Source organism: Congzhengia minquanensis, from assembly GCF_014384785.1.
Classification (GTDB): domain Bacteria; phylum Bacillota; class Clostridia; order UBA1381; family UBA9506; genus Congzhengia; species Congzhengia minquanensis.
Genome location: NZ_JACRSU010000006.1, coordinates 81,994 through 98,898 on the forward strand (window position 1 = coordinate 81,994; position 16,905 = coordinate 98,898).

At 44.0% G+C, this 16,905-nt stretch carries 18 protein-coding genes; 8 read left to right on the forward strand and 10 right to left on the reverse strand.

Translation table 11 applies throughout. From position 1 onward, the window contains the following. The first annotated feature begins 118 nt into the window (after positions 1-118). Positions 119-454: a winged helix-turn-helix transcriptional regulator gene (locus H8698_RS12885; RefSeq protein WP_249313858.1), complete on the forward strand. Its 336-nt coding sequence runs from the start codon at positions 119-121 to the stop codon at positions 452-454. Here H8698_RS12885 and H8698_RS12890 read toward each other — a convergent pair whose 3' ends face one another. Further along, positions 455-1,372, reverse strand: coding sequence for a DUF1848 domain-containing protein (locus H8698_RS12890; RefSeq protein ID WP_249313859.1), 918 nt, complete (start codon positions 1,370-1,372; stop codon positions 455-457). It abuts the gene before it with no gap. Between the two features lie 157 nt (positions 1,373-1,529). On the opposite strand from H8698_RS12890, the gene dinB reads away from it, so the two are divergent. Further along, entirely contained in the window at positions 1,530-2,777 is a 1,248-nt protein-coding gene (gene dinB / locus H8698_RS12895) for a DNA polymerase IV (RefSeq protein WP_249313860.1), read from the forward strand. 52 nt (positions 2,778-2,829) lie between these two features. After that, positions 2,830-3,072: a hypothetical protein gene (locus H8698_RS12900; protein ID WP_249313861.1), complete on the forward strand. Its 243-nt coding sequence runs from the start codon at positions 2,830-2,832 to the stop codon at positions 3,070-3,072. Positions 3,073-3,109: 37 nt separating this feature from the next. On the opposite strand, the gene H8698_RS12905 is transcribed toward H8698_RS12900, so the two are convergent. From H8698_RS12905 to H8698_RS12935, 7 genes are all read right to left on the reverse strand, one after another. Further along, on the reverse strand, positions 3,110-5,263 hold the full coding sequence (locus H8698_RS12905) for an ATP-dependent helicase (RefSeq protein WP_249313862.1): 2,154 nt from the start codon (positions 5,261-5,263) through the stop codon (positions 3,110-3,112). A 98-nt stretch (positions 5,264-5,361) separates the two neighbouring features. Then, entirely contained in the window at positions 5,362-5,793 is a 432-nt protein-coding gene (locus H8698_RS12910; protein ID WP_177679753.1) for a flavodoxin, read from the reverse strand. A gap of 106 nt (positions 5,794-5,899) precedes the next feature. Then, complete coding sequence (locus H8698_RS12915) at positions 5,900-6,190, reverse strand: DUF2325 domain-containing protein (protein ID WP_177679754.1); 291 nt, start codon at positions 6,188-6,190, stop codon at positions 5,900-5,902. Between the two features lies 1 nt (position 6,191). Continuing rightward, positions 6,192-6,377, reverse strand: coding sequence for a FeoB-associated Cys-rich membrane protein (locus H8698_RS12920; RefSeq protein WP_177679755.1), 186 nt, complete (start codon positions 6,375-6,377; stop codon positions 6,192-6,194). Positions 6,378-6,405: 28 nt separating this feature from the next. After that, positions 6,406-8,811, reverse strand: a complete 2,406-nt coding sequence (gene feoB, locus H8698_RS12925) for a ferrous iron transporter B (RefSeq protein ID WP_249313863.1) — start codon at positions 8,809-8,811, stop codon at positions 6,406-6,408. Positions 8,812-8,873: 62 nt separating this feature from the next. Beyond that, a complete protein-coding gene (locus H8698_RS12930) occupies positions 8,874-9,095 on the reverse strand; it encodes a FeoA family protein (RefSeq protein ID WP_249313864.1) in 222 nt (73 codons plus the stop codon). A 30-nt stretch (positions 9,096-9,125) separates the two neighbouring features. Then, the gene (locus H8698_RS12935) at positions 9,126-9,335 is read right to left on the reverse strand and encodes a FeoA family protein (protein WP_249313865.1); all 210 of its coding nucleotides are present in this window, start codon (positions 9,333-9,335) and stop codon (positions 9,126-9,128) included. A 174-nt stretch (positions 9,336-9,509) separates the two neighbouring features. Between H8698_RS12935 and H8698_RS12940 the strand changes: the two genes are divergently transcribed. Both H8698_RS12940 and H8698_RS12945 read left to right on the forward strand, forming a co-directional pair. Further along, positions 9,510-9,884 carry a metal-dependent transcriptional regulator gene (locus H8698_RS12940; protein WP_177678568.1) on the forward strand — a complete coding sequence of 125 codons (375 nt, stop codon included), beginning with the start codon at positions 9,510-9,512 and terminating at the stop codon, positions 9,882-9,884. A gap of 84 nt (positions 9,885-9,968) precedes the next feature. Further along, positions 9,969-10,169, forward strand: a complete 201-nt coding sequence (locus H8698_RS12945; RefSeq protein WP_249313866.1) for a TipAS antibiotic-recognition domain-containing protein — start codon at positions 9,969-9,971, stop codon at positions 10,167-10,169. Between the two features lie 158 nt (positions 10,170-10,327). On the opposite strand, the gene H8698_RS12950 is transcribed toward H8698_RS12945, so the two are convergent. After that, positions 10,328-10,594 (reverse strand): hypothetical protein, encoded by a 267-nt coding sequence (locus tag H8698_RS12950; RefSeq protein WP_249313867.1) that lies wholly within the window; start codon positions 10,592-10,594, stop codon positions 10,328-10,330. Positions 10,595-10,780: 186 nt separating this feature from the next. Between H8698_RS12950 and H8698_RS12955 the strand changes: the two genes are divergently transcribed. Together H8698_RS12955 and H8698_RS12960 are read left to right on the forward strand one after the other, a co-directional pair. Next, the gene (locus tag H8698_RS12955; RefSeq protein ID WP_283245480.1) at positions 10,781-11,659 is read left to right on the forward strand and encodes a LysR family transcriptional regulator; all 879 of its coding nucleotides are present in this window, start codon (positions 10,781-10,783) and stop codon (positions 11,657-11,659) included. Between the two features lie 105 nt (positions 11,660-11,764). After that, positions 11,765-12,253, forward strand: coding sequence for a hypothetical protein (locus tag H8698_RS12960; RefSeq protein ID WP_249313868.1), 489 nt, complete (start codon positions 11,765-11,767; stop codon positions 12,251-12,253). 135 nt (positions 12,254-12,388) lie between these two features. Here the strand turns inward: H8698_RS12960 and H8698_RS12965 are convergent, their stop codons facing one another. After that, positions 12,389-13,471, reverse strand: a complete 1,083-nt coding sequence (locus tag H8698_RS12965) for an ArsR/SmtB family transcription factor (RefSeq protein ID WP_249313869.1) — start codon at positions 13,469-13,471, stop codon at positions 12,389-12,391. 586 nt (positions 13,472-14,057) lie between these two features. Here H8698_RS12965 and H8698_RS12970 point away from each other — a divergent pair. Further along, a complete protein-coding gene (locus H8698_RS12970) occupies positions 14,058-16,310 on the forward strand; it encodes an S-layer homology domain-containing protein (protein WP_249313870.1) in 2,253 nt (750 codons plus the stop codon). Positions 16,311-16,905 lie beyond the last annotated feature (595 nt).

Sequence of the window (16,905 nt, forward strand, 5' to 3'; positions counted from 1 at the left end):
CTTAACATACTCATTTGCCGGCTCATTTTTAATTGTTTGAGGAGGAGCAAACTGCTGCATTATAATATTAATATAACATCATTTTTGAACGTTACATAAAAAAAGGGGATGCATTTTCATGCTGACAAAAGAAGAGCTTCCGGCTTGTCCGGTGGCCACAACTGTGCAAATCATCGGGAACAAGTGGAAGCTGCTCATATTAAGAAACCTGCTTGAGCGCCCGTGGCGTTTTAACGAACTTCACAGGTCGTTAGAAGGCATCAGCCAAAAGGTGCTGACCGACAGCCTGCGCTCTATGGAAAAGGACGGAATTATTACGCGCACAGCATATCCCGTGGTTCCGCCGCGGGTAGAATATGCCTTGTCGCCTCTTGGGGAGTCTATGCGCCCCATTCTCAACTCCATGGAACTGTGGGGCACAAGCTATCAGAACATGGTAAACCACAAAGAATAATTACTTTTTTACGAGAAAACTTTTCTGACAGCCGGCTGTTACCACGTCGTCAGGCCCCAGGCTGCCCAGCAGAAGGGGCGAATTCGGGTCGTGCCGCCGGTAGTTTTCCAGCGCTTTTTGCGGGCTTTGGTTGGCATAGCAATATCGGCACCCATTGGGACAGGTGTCATAGGCGCCAATGTCGCGGCTTTCTATGCAGTGACATCCCTCCCGCATGCCTTTGTGCTTCAAACTGCGGAACGCAATGTTGTTGGCTCTGCCGATGATGTCCAGCGTCAAGCAGCCCGAAGACGCAATTCCATATCTGCTGAAATCGCCGTTGGTGCCGCAGGTTTGAATTGTCATGCCATATTTTTTTGCAATTGCGCCAAGGTTTTGTGCCAAAATATCTTTATCTTTCTCTGTCATGGGAATAATTTCCGGCATGTTGTATTTTAGCTTTTTATACAGCTCCACAAAGCTGAAAATGCAGCGGTCAATGTGGCCGGACAGGCGCTCTGCCATTGCTTCAAAGGTTTTTATGTGCCGCTCTATGGTATAGGTTTCCGTCAGCAAAATCGGGTCATACCGCCACGAAATTCTTTGCCTGCCCACGGCTTTGGAAAGCTTTTTCAGCGTTTCAATGCTCGTTTCAATGTCCGGCACACCGGGCTCTACATCTTTTCCATATGCCGTAATGGTATAGTGGCAATAAATATGAAACCTATTTTTAATCTCATCTATGTGCGGCAGCAGCGGCGCATAGTTTTTTGAGCAAAACACCACACAATCCACCGTTTCAGGGCAAAGCTCATACCGCGTTACCTTATTGGGAAACATAGGGTTGCGCGTGAGCACATACCCTTCCCGAAACCTGTTTAACAGCCATTCTGTATAATACTGCGCCGTGTCTGTCCGCGCTCCCGTGTTGATAATCAATCTGCTTCCCTCCTCTTTTTGTTTCAATTCTACCTGTTTCATAAAATTCTGTCAAGCTTCAAATTTTTGAAAAATCATATATTTTCCTCTTGCATAATCCCATATGCTTGTGCTATAATAAGTTTATCGAACATTTGTTCTATTTAGAGGCGAAAAAATGAAAAAGAACCGAATTATCCTCCATGCCGACCTCAATAATTTTTATGCGTCGGTAGAGTGCCTTTACAACCCCGGTCTGCGTGGAAAACCTGTGGCTGTGGGCGGCGACGCGGAAAAGCGGCACGGAATTATTTTGGCAAAAAACAATGAAGCGAAGGCTTTTGGTGTAAAAACCGGCGAAACATTGTGGCAGGCACGGCAAAAGTGTCCCGACCTGATTTTTGTAAAGCCCCGCTATGATTTATATGTAAAATATTCCCGTCTGGCGCGCAGCCTTTATGAGGAATATACCAGCCAGGTGGAAAGCTTTGGTTTAGACGAGTGTTGGCTCGATGTAACCAACAGCGAAACGCTGTGGGGCGATGGGAAACGCATTGCCGACGAAATCCGCCTGCGTGTAAAACGGGAGCTGGGGGTTACGGTGTCTATCGGCGTCAGCTTTAACAAAATCTTTGCAAAATTAGGAAGCGACATGAAAAAGCCGGACGCAACAACGGTTATTCCCCGCGAAACCTTTCAAGAAATTGTGTGGCCCCTGCCTGTGGAAAATTTGCTGTTTGTGGGCCGGGCTACCACCCGGAAGCTGAAATCCACCGGCGTTTGCACCATTGGCGACCTGGCTCAGACGAATGTAAACGCGCTGCGGCGTAAGTTCGGCAAGCCGGGCGAAATGCTTTGGAACTTTGCCAACGGGCGCGACGAATCGAGGGTGAGCGAGGCAGACGCGGCGCAAAAAATAAAAACCATTGGCAACAGTTCTACCCTGCCCCGGGATTTAATCTCAGAAGAAGATGTGAAAATTCCCTTATATATCCTGTGCGAAAGCGTTGCAGAGCGGCTTCGCGACCACAGCCTAAAATGCTGCTCTGTGCAGCTTTCCCTCCGGGACAACGGGCTGTTTCAATATGAGCGGCAAGGCCCGCTGATTTGTCCCACCTGCTCGGCCCAAGTGATGTTTGAAAAGGCGTTTGCACTCTACCGCGGAAACCACCTGTCGAACAATCCAATCCGCAGCATTGGCGTGCGGGCCTTAAAGCTTGTGCCGGAGAATGGAACGCAGCTTTCCCTTCTGCCGGAGCTTCAGCAGGTTCACAGGCGCGAGGCGGAGGAAGCGGTAATCGACTCCATCCGCCGGCGCTACGGACACTTTTCCATTCAGCGCGGCATTATGCTGTTAGACACCAAGCTTTCCGGATTCGACCCCAAGGGTGAGCACATAATTCACCCCGAAGTTTTTGTAAGATAACCTGACACCAGTGGCATTTGACATAAAACGATTTCATCAGGAGTTGTAAGTTATGTCAAAGCCCTGTAAAACCTATGTGGATGTTTTAGCAAAATTTGAACGTGACGGGAATGTTATGCCCCTCCGCGTGAAGTGGGAGGACGGGCGCGTATTTACCGTCGACAGTGTTGCAGATGTGCGCCGCGCCGCATCAATCAAGGGCGGCGGGCTGGGTATCCGCTACACTGTCTGCATCGGGGGACATAACACCTATCTGTGGCGGGACGACGACCAGTGGTTTGTAGAGCGCAAATAAACAGCAAAAAACCAGCAGGCGAAAGTGCCTGCTGGTTTTAACATTTATCCAGTTTTGCCCGGAAGGAAATTGCCCGGGGCGTGTCTATTTCGTCAAACTGAACAATGTGGGCGCCTTTTACAAAATCCACATCGGTCACCGTTCCCAACCCAAAAATAGGGTGTTTCACCCGCTGCTGCACGGCAAAGGCGGTTTGCTCTGTGTCTTGCTTTAAATGCCGGTCGCTGATTGCAATAAAGCTTTGCGCCTCTTTTACCAATTCGTCCTCCGGCTTTTGGGTGTAGGTGAGAAGCCCTTCGTCAATGTCAAACAAAAAGCGGGAGGGAAATCTGGGTGAGCCGTCAAAATTCCGGCCCTCCGCCTCTGAAAGATACAGCGCGGTTTTCGCTCTTGTCATTGCCACAAACGCCAGCCGCCGCTCCTCCTCCATTCCCTGAATGGTGTTGGTCTTTTTTGAGGGAAAAATTCCTTCGTTCATGGCACAGAGGAACACATGGGGAAACTCTAACCCCTTTGCGGTGTGCACCGTCATTAATTTTACCTTGTCGCTGTCTGTTTCGGCGTCGCTGTTGGTAAACAGCGCCACGTGGGCCAAATAGTGCTCTAAGGTGCTTTCTTCGCCGCAGCTTGTTTCATATTCATAAACCGACTGTTTCAGTTCCGCCAAATTGTCCAGCCGTTCCTGGCCGCCTTCTGTGCGAAGCATTTCTTCATATCCGCTCTCATTTAAAATTGCCGACAAAAGCTCTGAAATCGGCCGCACCGAATAGTCCGCGGCGAAGGCTTCCACTAAGGACAAAAACTGAGTAGCTTTCGTGCCTTTAAAAATTTCGTTGTCAATCTCCTGCGACAGTGCTTCATAAAGCGAGCATCCCCTTGTTGCAGCAATCTCCTGCAAAAACTGCATGCGCCGCTTTCCTAAGTTCCGTTTTGGACTATTGGCAATGCGCAGAAAAGAAAGATCGTCCTTATATGCAAGGATGCGCAGATAAGAAAGCGCGTCTTTAATTTCTTTGCGCCCGAAAAATTGAACGCCGCTGTAAATGGTATAAGGTATTTTCTCCCGCAAAAGCACCTCTTCAATGGTTCTGGTCAAATGGTGAGCGCGGTAAAGCACCGTCATATCCCGATATGAAACGTTTTGCCCGTGAAGCTCTTTCATTTTTACGGCTATCCACTCGGCTTCCTGCTCTGAAGTGGCGGCGTGGTGGCACAGCACTTCGCTGCCCTTAGGCAGTGTAGGAATTAAATCCTTTTTTATGCGGTTTTTGTTTTTGTCAATCAAAGAGTTCGCCACCGACAAAATTTGCGGGGTTGAGCGGTAGTTTTCCATCATCATAATGGTTTTTACGTTGGGAAACGCATTGTTAAACTCTAAAAGATAACGAATGTTGGCCCCGCGCCAGGTATAAATGGTCTGATCCGGGTCTCCAACCACAAACAAATTGCCGTGATAGCCGCACAAAACCTCCATCAGCTTATACTGCAGCTCGTCAATGTCCTGAAACTCGTCAATCATAATATATTCCAGCCGCTTTTGCCACTTTAATTTTATCTCCTCATCCTGCTGAAAAATATATAGAGTGAACTTAATTAAATCGTTGTAGTCAAGCCCAAAACACTTTTTTTCCTGATATAAATAGCCGTAAAAAATAATGTCCGACGTATTTTTCGCGTTTAAATATTTTTGATAGAGGGTATTAAGCGGCATAGCCAGCATGTCCAGATAATAGTCCGGCTCCTTAAAGATTTTACGAATTTCTATCATGTCCCGGGCATTGGAAAAGGTCATGTTTCTCAGTGTCAGCCCGCGTTCTTCATAAATGATTGCCAGCATGGCATCTATATCGGAATTATCCAGCACCAAAAAGCTTTTGGGATACTGCACCGCATAGCTGTCCTCCTGCAGAACAGACACGCAGAAACTGTGGAACGTTGAGATAAACCCCGTATCGTTGTCCCCTGTGAGTGCGTGAATTCGCTGGCGCATTTCGTTGGCCGACTTGTTGGTAAACGTGACGCATAGAATATTTCCCGGAAGAATTCCAACCTCATTCACCAAATATGCAAAACGGCGGGAAAGGGCCCGCGTTTTGCCCGAGCCCGCCCCGGCAATCACGCGGATGAACCCTTCGGTTGACGTAACCGCTTCCCGCTGTGCATCGTTTAATCCCTGTAAAATATCCTCCATGGACTGTTTCTCCTTTATCGTGCCGTTTATTTCGTGATATTTCCAGCATAATCGAAAACGCGATAAAAGTCAAGTCCTGTTGAAATATCTTTTTTCTGTTACAGTGCAGCCGCCTTTTTCCCAAGAGCGCGGCAAGCGGACAATGCGTCATCGTCGGGCGCTTCGTTTGCCATTAACCCTTCGGACTCAACTAATTTTGCGCCGCTGTTTGCCGTTCTTTCTGTCCATTCTCTCATCCATTCACCGTCTCCCCAGCCGTAAGAGCCGAAGAGAGCAACATTTTTCCCCGAAAGGTTTGGTTCAAGTTCGGCAAAGAAAGGCTCAAATTCACCTTCCTCCAAAACCTCTGCCCCCATTGCCGGGCATCCTAAAATCAGCGTGTCATAAGATGCTGCGTCGGCGGCAGAAATTTCCGACACTGCAAAAAACTTTGTATCGGGATTTACTTCCTTTGCTCCTTCTAAAATTGCTGTGGCCATAGACTCTGTGTTACCTGTGCCGCTCCAATAAATAATTGCAGTTTTGCTCAATTTATAAAACCTCCTAATTAATTTTGTTTTTGCGGGTTTCATGTCGGCCAGTGCCGAACTGTTCCCGCCCTTTTTCGGTTAGTTTCAGCTAACCTCTGTGTAAAAATTAATTTGCCTGGTCAAAATATTCTGTTAGCGCATCGCTTAGCGCACATGCGCTGGACGAGTGGCAGTGTTTTAAAAAAGCCCCTGCTTTTTCTGCCTGGTCCGATGCCACGTTTACCATTTTGTGTGCCACCGTTCCGGTAAAAACAATTACAATGTCGGGGTTTCCAATTTGATTTTTAAAATTGGCGGGGCACTGGGTAAACACCTTACATTTACATCCAAACCTCTTACATATTTCTTTATATCGGCAGTGCATTCTGTCATGACCGCCCACAATTACAATGCTCATATTAACCTCCGTGATTGCCGGCGCCATGGCATTTGTCCGACAGCGCACAATCTTTGCAGCCGCAGCCGCAGGAGGATTTTCCTTTTCGTTTGTTTCTTACCATAGAAAGGCAAACAAATGCCACAATTGCAAGCAGAACAACGCCCACAATCAGTGTTGATAAATTATTCTGTAACCAAATCAGCATTGTAAAATCCTCCTTTAGCTAAGCTTTTTCACGCGTTCATTTTCATGCTGTCTGCATTTAAAACATTCGATTCTTTATATGGACGGAACAGCATGTAAAGGATAAATGCAAGCACCGCGGCGGCAAATATAACGCCAATTACACTTCCGGCACCTGTAAATAACATCCCCAGCTGATACACAATCAGCGACATTGCATATGCAAATACACACTGATACCCAATTGCAAACCACGTCCATTTTGCGCTGTTCATTTCCCGCCTGATGGCCCCGATTGCCGCAAAGCAAGGAGCGCAGAGCAGATTGAAAATGAGGAAGGAGTAAGCCGCAAGACGGGTCATTTCCTCAAAGTCTAACACACCGAATACGCCAACCACCTCTTCTTTGGCAACAAGGCCCATAATGGTTGCGATGGTTGCTTTAATGTTGTTAAATCCCAGCGGTGCAAAAATCCAGCTGATTGCGCCGCCAATTAACCCAAGAACGCTATTTTCCAATTCCATTTCGCTGCTAAATCCAAAACTTCCGTCAACAAACCCAAAACACGAGCCTGCCCAGATTACGATAGACGACAGCAAGATGATGGTGCCCGCTTTTCTGATGAAAGAACTGCCCCGCTCCCACATTGAGCGCATAATATTTCCAAAAGTAGGCATGTGGTATGCCGGAAGCTCCATAACAAACGGCGCAGGATCGCCGGCAAACATTTTTGTTTTTTTCAGCATAATGCCGGAAATTACAATGGCCGCAACTCCAACGAAGTAAGCGGAGGGGGCAACCCACCATGCGCCGCCGAACAAGGCCGACGCAATCAGCGCGATAATCGGCACCTTAGCGCCGCAGGGAATGAAGGTGGTGGTCATAATGGTCATTTTTCTGTCGCGGTCGTTTTCAATTGTTCTGGAAGCCATAATGCCCGGAACACCGCAGCCCGTTCCAATCAACATTGGAATAAAGGATTTACCAGATAGGCCAAATTTGCGGAAAATCCGGTCCATAACAAACGCGATACGTGCCATGTATCCGCAGGACTCTAAAAACGCAAGGAAAATAAAGAGCACCAGCATTTGCGGGACAAATCCTAAAACAGCGCCCACACCGCCGACAATGCCGTCTAAAATCAGGCCGCTAAGCCAGTCAGCACATCCAATGGCATTCAGGCCGCTTTCTACCAGCACAGGAATTCCCGGCACCCAAACGCCGTATTCCGATGTGTCAGGCGCTTCCTCCATGGCCGCCTCCACTGTTTCTGATATGTCAAACCCTGCCTCGGCAAGAGAGTCGCCAAAGGTGCCATAGGCTTCGTCAAATCCGCCGAAATCCTCTTCCTCAATTGCTCCTAATAAGTCGCCGGCACCAACAACACCGGCAGCGGCAGCGTCCTCCACCGTTGCGGAAAGCTCCTCTGTCCAAATATTCTCCTTCGCATAATCCGTAATGGCTTCCTCATACTGGCCGGCGCCAATTCCAAACAGATGCCAGCCGTCGCCGAACAGCCCGTCGTTGGTCCAGTCGGTGGCCCACGTGCCCACGGTCGTTACCGATATGTAGTAAACAAAAAACATAACTACTGCAAAAATCGGAAGCGCCGCAAACCGGTTTGTCACAACCTTGTCAATTTTGTCCGACGTTGAAAGGTGACCGGCACTTCTTTTTTTGTAACTTCCTTTCATCAACTGAGCAATATAAACATATCGTTCGTTTGTAATAATGCTTTCCGCGTCGTCGTCTAACTCTTCCTCCGCCGCTTGAATGTCCGCCTCAATGTGTGCAAAGGTCTCTTTGGAAATATTTAATTTTTCCAAAGCTTTTTCGTCCCGTTCAAAAATCTTGATTGCATACCAGCGTTGCTGTTCCTCCGGCATGTCGTGCACGGCCGCTTCTTCAATGTGTGCAATGGCGTGCTCAACTGCGCCGGAAAAGGTGTGCATGGGAACAGTCTTTCCAGTTTCAGCCGCCGCAATTGCCGACTCTGCCGCTTCCATAATGCCTGTTCCTTTCAGTGCGGAAATTTCAACAATTTTACAGCCAAGCTCTCTGGATAACTCAGTTATGTTAATTTGGTCCCCATTCTTTTTAACAATATCCATCATGTTAATGGCAATGACAACAGGAATTCCCAATTCCGTAAGCTGCGTGGTAAGATAGAGGTTACGCTCTAAATTTGTTCCGTCTACAATGTTTAAAATGGCGTCCGGCCGCTGGTCAATTAAATAGTTTCTGGCCACAACTTCCTCAAGGGTGTAAGGCGAAAGGGAATAAATTCCCGGAAGGTCTGTTATGGTCACACCTTCGTGCTTTTTTAGCTTTCCTTCCTTCTTCTCCACCGTAACGCCCGGCCAGTTCCCCACAAACTGGTTCGAGCCCGTCAGCGCGTTAAAAAGCGTTGTTTTTCCGCTGTTTGGGTTCCCCGCAAGGGCAATTCTTACATTCATATTTCTATGTCTCTCCTTTAAAATTAGTTATGTCTAACCATAAAGCAAAAAAATTTATCCGGTTACTCCACTTCAATCATTTCCGCATCTGCCTTGCGCAAAGACAGTTCATAGCCCCGCACCGTTACCTCCACCGGGTCGCCCAGCGGTGCAACTTTGCGAATATGTATGTCCACGCCTTTGGTAATGCCCATATCCATGATTCTGCGTTTCACCGCACCTTCGCCATGAAGCTTTACAACCTTTACCGTGTCGCCGATTTTCGCCTGTCTTAGTGTTTGCATAAAAAATTCCTCCCTGCTATTTTAATGAAATTAAACCATAATTTTCTGCGCCATTTCCCGGCTGATTGCAACCCTTGCCTCTTTTATATTTACAATTACATTTCCGCCTAGGGCATTGATAACCGTAACAGTTCCGCCAACCACAAATCCAAGATTTTCAAGATGTTTTTTCACCTCGGGTCTGCCGCCGACTTTTTTAATGATGTTGTCTTCTCCAACATTTGCAAGTGTTAATGGCATCCTATTTTCCCTCCGTCTTTATTAAGCAGTTTAAGTTAGTCATTTCTAACTTCTACAGTTAGTTTAACATAACTAACTAAATTTGTCAATAGGTATTTTACTTTTTTCGGTTTGACAATCCTAACCCTATATGCTATACTGGACATAACGAAAAAGTTTGAAAGGCAATTGATTATGAAGATAAAAGAATCTGCTGAAAATTATCTTGAAGCAATTTTAATGCTAAAAAGCAAAAACGGCAACGTGCGCAGCATTGACATTGCAAACTATTTAAATTTTACTAAACCCAGCGTTTCCGTGGCAATGAAGTCATTCCGTGAGGAGGGCTACATCACAGTCGACGCAGACGGGGGAATTTTGCTTACCGAAAAGGGGCTTGCCATTGCCGAAAAAATGTTTGAACGGCACCAAATTATTGCAAAGGCGCTTATGGCTCTGGGGGTTGACGAAGAAACCGCCTATGAGGACAGTTGTAAAATTGAACATGATATCAGTTCGTTAAGCTTTGAAAAAATAAAAGAACACCTGACAAAACATAACATTTTTTAGGCGCGCAAGCGGTAACCAAAACAGTCCGTTTCGGAATGTTTATTTTTTCAAAAAACGATTGACTCTCACGCCGTATGATACAGTATGATAATGGAAAAGATGGAACGGATTAAAGAAAAAGGTTTTGTAGAAAAAAATGAGGAACTGACACGGCGGCTGGCAGCAGATGTAACGAAAGATGTTGCCGCAAGTGACGTTCAGAAAATGGTAAAAGAGTTGATTAATCTGCTGGACGAACAGCACCGTCCAACACTGGATATGGAAAAAATTATTGGAGTATCGTGATCGCCAGCTACCTGCACAATCCACAGATGATAAGCGGCGTTGACAAGCGGCATGGTGCCGGCGTATCTCATTTTTTGGGCATGGCACTTGAAGTTTATTTTCATAAAATGTAAAAAAGAGGCAGAAAATATCTGCCTCTTTTTTACTGTCATCTCAATTTAGCCTTGCGGCATCAGTGTAATTTCCTGAGCCAGTTCCGATTTAAATTCCGCTTCAGAAAAATCTGCACCGTTTTCTGCGCCGTCATTCATTTCCTGATGAATAGTTTCAAGGTATTCCGCTTGAATTCCTTTTGCCACTCCCTCTGTTGTTTTGGTGCAGGAAAAATATACGACAAGAACATTGCTGTTGTCTGCCAGATTTGCAACATTGCTCTGGGCCAGCGGGCAGGCCATTACGATTGCCGTCATCATGATCATTGACAAAATAAATCCTGCTATTTTTTCAAAGGAATCTCCTCCAATCTTCTGTGCAATTCATTTGTTATTTTTATTTTATAACCAGTCTTAAAAAATTGCAAATACCTATTATGAATGACTAACCATAGTTGACAAGAATAATCCCAAATGATAAAATTATGATGTAAATTGTTAAAAGGAGGGGGTTTTTTTATGATTGAAACAAGACATTTATATTATTTTCTTGCAGTTGCCCGCGAACAGAATATAACAAGAGCGGCGGATACACTGCACATAACGCAACCCACGCTTTCAAAACAACTTATGGATTTAGAGCATCAACTCGGCAAACAGCTGTTCATCAGAGGAAAAAGAACGGTTACACTTACAGAGGAAGGAACATATCTGCGCAGCAAGGCACAGGAAATGATTGACCTGATGGAAAAAACGGAAGCAGCGTTTCATGAGGATAACAAGACCGTCAGCGGTGATATACATTTAGGCTGCGGTGAGACCCGAGTTATGGAGTATATCACAGATGTGTTTAAACAAATACATTTGGAATATCCCAAAATCCATTTTCATATTTACAGCGCAGATGCCGACAATGTTCTAGAAAAACTTGATAAAGGACTTTTAGATATCGGTTTGCTGCTCGGCCCTCTCCGGCGGGAAAAATATGACTATATTGACATTCACCAAAAAGATACCTACGGACTGCTTATGCCGAAGAACTGCACCCTTGCTTCACAGTCTGCCATAACAGTCGAACAAATGAAAGACCTGCCGCTTATTTTTTCTCAACAAGCCTTTTTAGGGCATCAGGAGCTTGAATGGTTTGGAGTCGATTACTCCGCGTTGAATGTGGTTGCCACCTATAACTTGATTTTTAACGCGACATTTATGGTTGAAAAAGGCCTAGGCTATGCGCTATGTCTTGACAATCTTGTAAATATAGATGGCAATAGAAAATTAACGTTTCGTCCGATTGCTCCTGAACTGTCGATAAAATCCTATATTGTAATGAAAAAATATCAGGCTTTCTCTCCCCCGGTGAAAATTTTTATGAATAAGATAAAAAATATTTTGTAAAACTTATGGTCTGTTAACGCAGCAAAAGGATGTAAAACACAGTCTATTTTGCGGTTTTTATAACGATTTATCGCCGCCTTGCATATAATGTATATATGAAATAATATGGAGGGGATACGCATAGAAAGTTTTGTAAATTCCGGTGAAACACCTAATTTGAATAGTTTGCCAGATGACGTCCGTCAGCAGCTCAATTTATTGGACAGTGCGGAACAAAATCTTGCTTTCATTCTTGCGTCACTCCTGATTCGGTTTAAGGTCATAGATGTTCAGCGAGATATGCTGCTAACAAGTGCGCTCTGTCCGGAGGAATTTGCACAGGCTAATTACCCCGATGTATTAGACTTACAAGTTGCTGCATCAATACTTGTTCTTTATGCTTTACTTGAGTTTCATAAAATCGCAGAGCAAACCGCAAAAGAGGCAAAAAATGCGGGTTCAGAAGCCGGCCCTGAGGAGAAAGAGGTCTTTCTGAGCCTACTTGTCATTACAGTCAATTTAATCCGGTTTGGGTTTTTATTGGATACCGCGCCGGAAGAAAAGCAATCCCAAATAACGCCGGAACAGATTGATAATGATATTGAAGCCATATAAAAACGCATGAATGTCTTTTCGGAGTCAAGAAACGTTCTCCACACAAAGAAGAACCAACCGAAAGGGCGTTTTGAAACGCCCTTTCGGTTGGTTCTCATCAACTTTAGTCTAATATACATCGGTTTGACATATTATCTATATTTTTACCAACCTATACGCAGAATTATTTAAATCTTTATGCTTTTTTGAAAATTTGCTTAATACGCCGATAACGGCGTCAAAATACTTCCCGTTCAGACTATAAAGTATGGTTTTTCCTTCTTCTCGCGTTTTTACAAGCCCAATTTTCATCATCATGGTAATGTGATGATATGCCGTGGAGCCGGAGAAGCTGAAAATCTTTTCTAGGTCCTTGCAGGTAACTTCCTCTCTCTCCAATAATAATTCTAATATTTTAACCCGGCTTGCTTCGCATAGTGCATTGCCGAAGTCTAGAAGACTCAATTCCTTTCTGCTTTTCGCGAGATCTACAACAGAAAGATAATCATAGCCAAGAAGAAATACTGCACCCTCCTGAATGCCAAAAAAGTTAATGACGTATTTTGATATAAGACAGTAAGAAACGTATAAATTCTGGTTGTTTTTTTTAATAAAGCTTAAGTCCCTTAGCTTTTTCACATTTTCACTCAAAGTTTCAAATGGGTTCTGATTGTTAACGTCAAGTATTTTTTGATAATTTTTTTTGTAATATTGAGAAAGCATAAGTTCTTTCGCCATCAACTCAAATTGAAGCGTTTGTAAATATGGCTCAGGGTCTAGAAAAAATTCATATAGTCTGCTTTTTTCCGTATCGGAATAGTTTGAGTTTTTGATGCATAAAAAAATTGCAGTCTCTGAATTTATACATTCAATAAGCTTTTCTTCTGAAAGTTCGCAAAAATAAAAGCGAATTAAATTCCGTATTAATCTTTCTTTGTCCAATAATTCATTCTGAAAAAATTTAAAATTAAAGGTTGTCGTAAACTGTTCTTTATATGGATAAAAATACTGAGTAGTTAAAAAACATCGGCCGTGTTCAAGAGTATGAAAAAAAATGTATAAATCCTCGGGAATATCAGAAAATTGTTCCAGCAAATCGTCAAAATACTCAATATTTTCTGATTGCTTCCCATTGGTGTTAAGTTCATTAAGCAAGAACTGCTTGTTGAACCGAAGAATAAAAATAAAAAGTAAATCATAAATATACCCTGGTTCTTTTAACAGTCGAATTTTCGGCATAAAATCACCTCTTTTTCAATTTACTCCCCCTGAGTAACATTAATTATATCAAATAAGTTAACAAAAAACAAGTCATATTGTATCATAAAAGTTAAAATAATTGAATATTTTGAAGCTGTATTTCTTAAATACATCATTTTTATGTCTATTTTTCTCGATTTTTTGTTACAACAAATTTAAGCAAGCAAAATGCGGAACAGCTATGGTGCAATCGTAAAAAGATTCGGCAAACAGCATGTCAATTTGGCAGGGATAATAGTGGTTAATAGTCTTTAAACCATCAGATCTTGTAAAATGCGATAAATAGTTTGATAACCCTGAACATTTCCGAGAACAGACAGCTCTCCCTGAAATTTCTATTTTTCAGTCTATTTTAGTGATGATTGCCTCCCCAAAAAATATATATCCCCATAAATATACTATAAAATATCTGTAAGTATATCCATTGTATGGAAAAAAACGCCGAAAATTGGTTACTTTTGTAAGCTGTAGAATTAATTTCTATTGACATCAAATAGTATTTCCATGTAAACTTAGAAATGTTGGTATTCCAATCAAACAACCAAAAAAATAAGGAGCGATGATTATGAACAAGAAATTTACGAAATGTATGATTGTACCGGCTGTTTGTTTGTCTATACTGGCATCTGCGCCGGGAAACATTTTTGCAGCAAAGTTTAATGACGCAGACATTCACTGGGCAAAGGATGCAATTACAATATGGGCAGACCACGAAGTAATACAAGGGTTTGACGGATTGTTCCGTCCTGACGATACGATTACCAGAGCAGAAATGGCTGTTATGATAAATCGTATTATGAATTATCAGGTTAGGGCTGAAAATACGTTTATAGATTTAGATGATAACTGGTACACCGATGCAATTCTAAAACTAGTGAAACAAGGAGTCATGCTTGGGCATGATAACCAGATTCGTCCTGAAGATCCTGTTACCCGCGAAGAAGCCCTAGTTATGATTGCAAGAGCGTTAGGTATTGAAGAGAATCAGAACAAGTCTGCTTCTTTCATCGATTCTGGCAACATCAGTGAATGGGCTGTTGGCGCAATTCAAGCAATGACAGAAAAAGGGTTTATTAATGGATATGAAGACGGTTCATTCCGGCCGCAGGACAAAATGACGAGAGCCTGCTCTGTAACTGTAGTAAATAATGCTGTTAAAGGTTTTTATAACAAGCCGGGAACGTATAAAGTCGAAGAGGAAATAAACGGCATTGTAATCGTTAACTCACCAGATGTCATCCTGGAAGGAATGACAATCAACGGTGACCTGATTGTTACCCCCGGTGTAAAAGAAGGTACGGTTACCCTGCAGGGAACGACGGTATCCGGCCAGCAAATCGTTATGGGCGGAAACGTGGAATCCAAACCGGGTACTTCAAATCCTGGCGGTGATTCTGATAATGGTTCCGGCGATGGCTCAAATGGAGGCTCAAACGGCGGTTCTGGCGGAAGTTCAGGCGGGGGCGGTTCAACTATTCAAAACGCGGCTGCTACAGATATCATTGTAAACAGTGCATATGAAGACGAAACCGGCAGGGTTACTGTAAGCGGAAAACGGTATACCATTGGTGAAAATGCATTTGATACACTGGAAAAGGCAGTTGCACAGGCACAGACTCTGAATAAAAAAGCAAGCGTAACACTGATGAGTAACTTGAATATAGAACAAACAGTTGTCCTAAAAGCAGACAGCCTGACACTGGACGGTAATGGACACACGCTTTCCTACCGTCAGGGAGTTAAAGATGGCATTCAAATAGAAAATGGGCAAGATGTTGTGTTAAGAAACCTTTCAGTTGTAATGAACGATGAAATAAACAAATGGAACGGCTCTTATGGGATTCAAGCATATCAATCTAAAGTTACGTTGAAAAATATTTCGGTTACTGGTGCGGATGGCGGTATTTTGGTAAACGGCGCCGAAGTAACTTTAGAAGGCGTGGTTGACGTCAGCGGCAATGAATTCGGTGGAATTGAGGTTTCAAAAGGTTACGGCGTAGAATCTATGCCGGAACTGATTGGTTCTGCGGAAAATCTGAAAAACGATACGGAAGAAGACGGCAAGCCAACCGTTTGGATTGATAAAGTATCCGAATTGACCAATGCTGTTGTGGCCATTTCTGGCCTGAACGAAGTACCGACTGACAATGACCAGACCTATTTCTTCCTCAGACAGAATCTAGCAGAAACAACAGCCAATGTTTCTAGCCAGCAGGAACTTGAAGCAGCTTTAGCTAATGAAGATATAAAGGTAATTAACATTCTGACAGAGTTAACATTAGACAAAACGCTGGTGGTAAACCGTTCTGTTATAATAAACGGCAAAGATCACATGAAAAAGCTTTCTTTCGATAATAAAAATGCGATTCAGCTGGTGCATGCCGGTGAAGTGACGCTTGAAAATCTGATAGTCGAAATCAGTGGAAATAAAGCAGGATGGCAAGGACTTTACGCATTGCAGGCATATGGCACAACAAACGTCACTTTAAGAAACGTTTCGGTCACCGGTGCGGATGGCGGTATTTTGGTAAACGGCGCTGAAGTAACCTTAGAAGGCGTGGTTGACGTCAGCGGCAATGAATTCGGTGGAATTGAGGTTTCAAAAGGCTCCGGCGTAGAATCTATACCGAAACTGATTGGTTCTGCGGAAAATCTGAAAAACGATACGGAAGAAGACAGCAAGCCAACCGTTTGGATTGATAAAGTATCCGAATTAACCAGTGCTGTTGTAGTAGTATCAGGATTAAATGAAGGTTTTACAGAGAAAGACCAGGCTCATTTTTACTTGAGTGAGGTTTCGTCAGAAACCTACAAATAAAGATATTTTCTAAGCACTGCCTGTATAGGAGGTTGCCATACGGCGGCAATTGAGTACAAGTCCAAATCTAAAGGACGGCACGGGGATAATAGCGAACGATAGTAGGGATAATACTAATTCATAATTTTAAGGAAAAGAAAAGAGGCATATACAAAATGTATATGCCTCTTTTTTTGTCACCTCAAATTGTGGTCGGATACCTGCGGCCCCGCGCGTCTTGAAACCAAGTCGTCTCGTCAAGCCGCGAAGCTCTTGCCTGCGACTCCGGTTTCTGCGCATTCTCGCATTCCCTTCCTCCGCCACTGGCGGCGGTCATGCTCGAATCAGTTATACCCCTCCGGCATAAATGCCTCCGGGGCACGAGAACCTCTTCGAGGACAGCCGCACAACTGTTTTTTACACAACGCGCGTTGGCCGGGCATAAATTTAAGAATAAACAAAGCGAACACACCTTATGGTGTGTTCGCTTTGTTGGAAATAGTGAACAATTTAGATATCTTTTACGCCGCAGGCGCACCCGCAAAAAGTTGTTAGCAAGCCAAAGCGTCGTGAGCGCGTTTACAAGCGAACAGCGTAGGCGCCACGTTACTTTTTG

Bases quoted from the DNA above. Each gene is read 5' to 3' on its own strand.
- H8698_RS12955 (WP_283245480.1), top strand. From the start codon at position 10,781: ATGATTGAAACAAGACATTTATATTATTTTCTTGCAGTTGCCCGCGAA.
- H8698_RS12900 (WP_249313861.1), top strand. From the start codon at position 2,830: ATGTCAAAGCCCTGTAAAACCTATGTGGATGTTTTAGCAAAATTTGAA.
- H8698_RS12930 (WP_249313864.1), bottom strand. From the start codon at position 9,095: ATGCAAACACTAAGACAGGCGAAAATCGGCGACACGGTAAAGGTTGTA.
- H8698_RS12940 (WP_177678568.1), top strand. From the start codon at position 9,510: ATGAAGATAAAAGAATCTGCTGAAAATTATCTTGAAGCAATTTTAATG.
- H8698_RS12965 (WP_249313869.1), bottom strand. From the start codon at position 13,471: ATGCCGAAAATTCGACTGTTAAAAGAACCAGGGTATATTTATGATTTA.
- H8698_RS12960 (WP_249313868.1), top strand. From the start codon at position 11,765: ATGGAGGGGATACGCATAGAAAGTTTTGTAAATTCCGGTGAAACACCT.
- H8698_RS12905 (WP_249313862.1), bottom strand. From the start codon at position 5,263: ATGGAGGATATTTTACAGGGATTAAACGATGCACAGCGGGAAGCGGTT.
- H8698_RS12945 (WP_249313866.1), top strand. From the start codon at position 9,969: ATGATAATGGAAAAGATGGAACGGATTAAAGAAAAAGGTTTTGTAGAA.
- H8698_RS12885 (WP_249313858.1), top strand. From the start codon at position 119: ATGCTGACAAAAGAAGAGCTTCCGGCTTGTCCGGTGGCCACAACTGTG.
- H8698_RS12935 (WP_249313865.1), bottom strand. From the start codon at position 9,335: ATGCCATTAACACTTGCAAATGTTGGAGAAGACAACATCATTAAAAAA.
- H8698_RS12915 (WP_177679754.1), bottom strand. From the start codon at position 6,190: ATGAGCATTGTAATTGTGGGCGGTCATGACAGAATGCACTGCCGATAT.
- feoB (WP_249313863.1), bottom strand. From the start codon at position 8,811: ATGAATGTAAGAATTGCCCTTGCGGGGAACCCAAACAGCGGAAAAACA.
- dinB (WP_249313860.1), top strand. From the start codon at position 1,530: ATGAAAAAGAACCGAATTATCCTCCATGCCGACCTCAATAATTTTTAT.
- H8698_RS12970 (WP_249313870.1), top strand. From the start codon at position 14,058: ATGAACAAGAAATTTACGAAATGTATGATTGTACCGGCTGTTTGTTTG.
- H8698_RS12920 (WP_177679755.1), bottom strand. From the start codon at position 6,377: ATGCTGATTTGGTTACAGAATAATTTATCAACACTGATTGTGGGCGTT.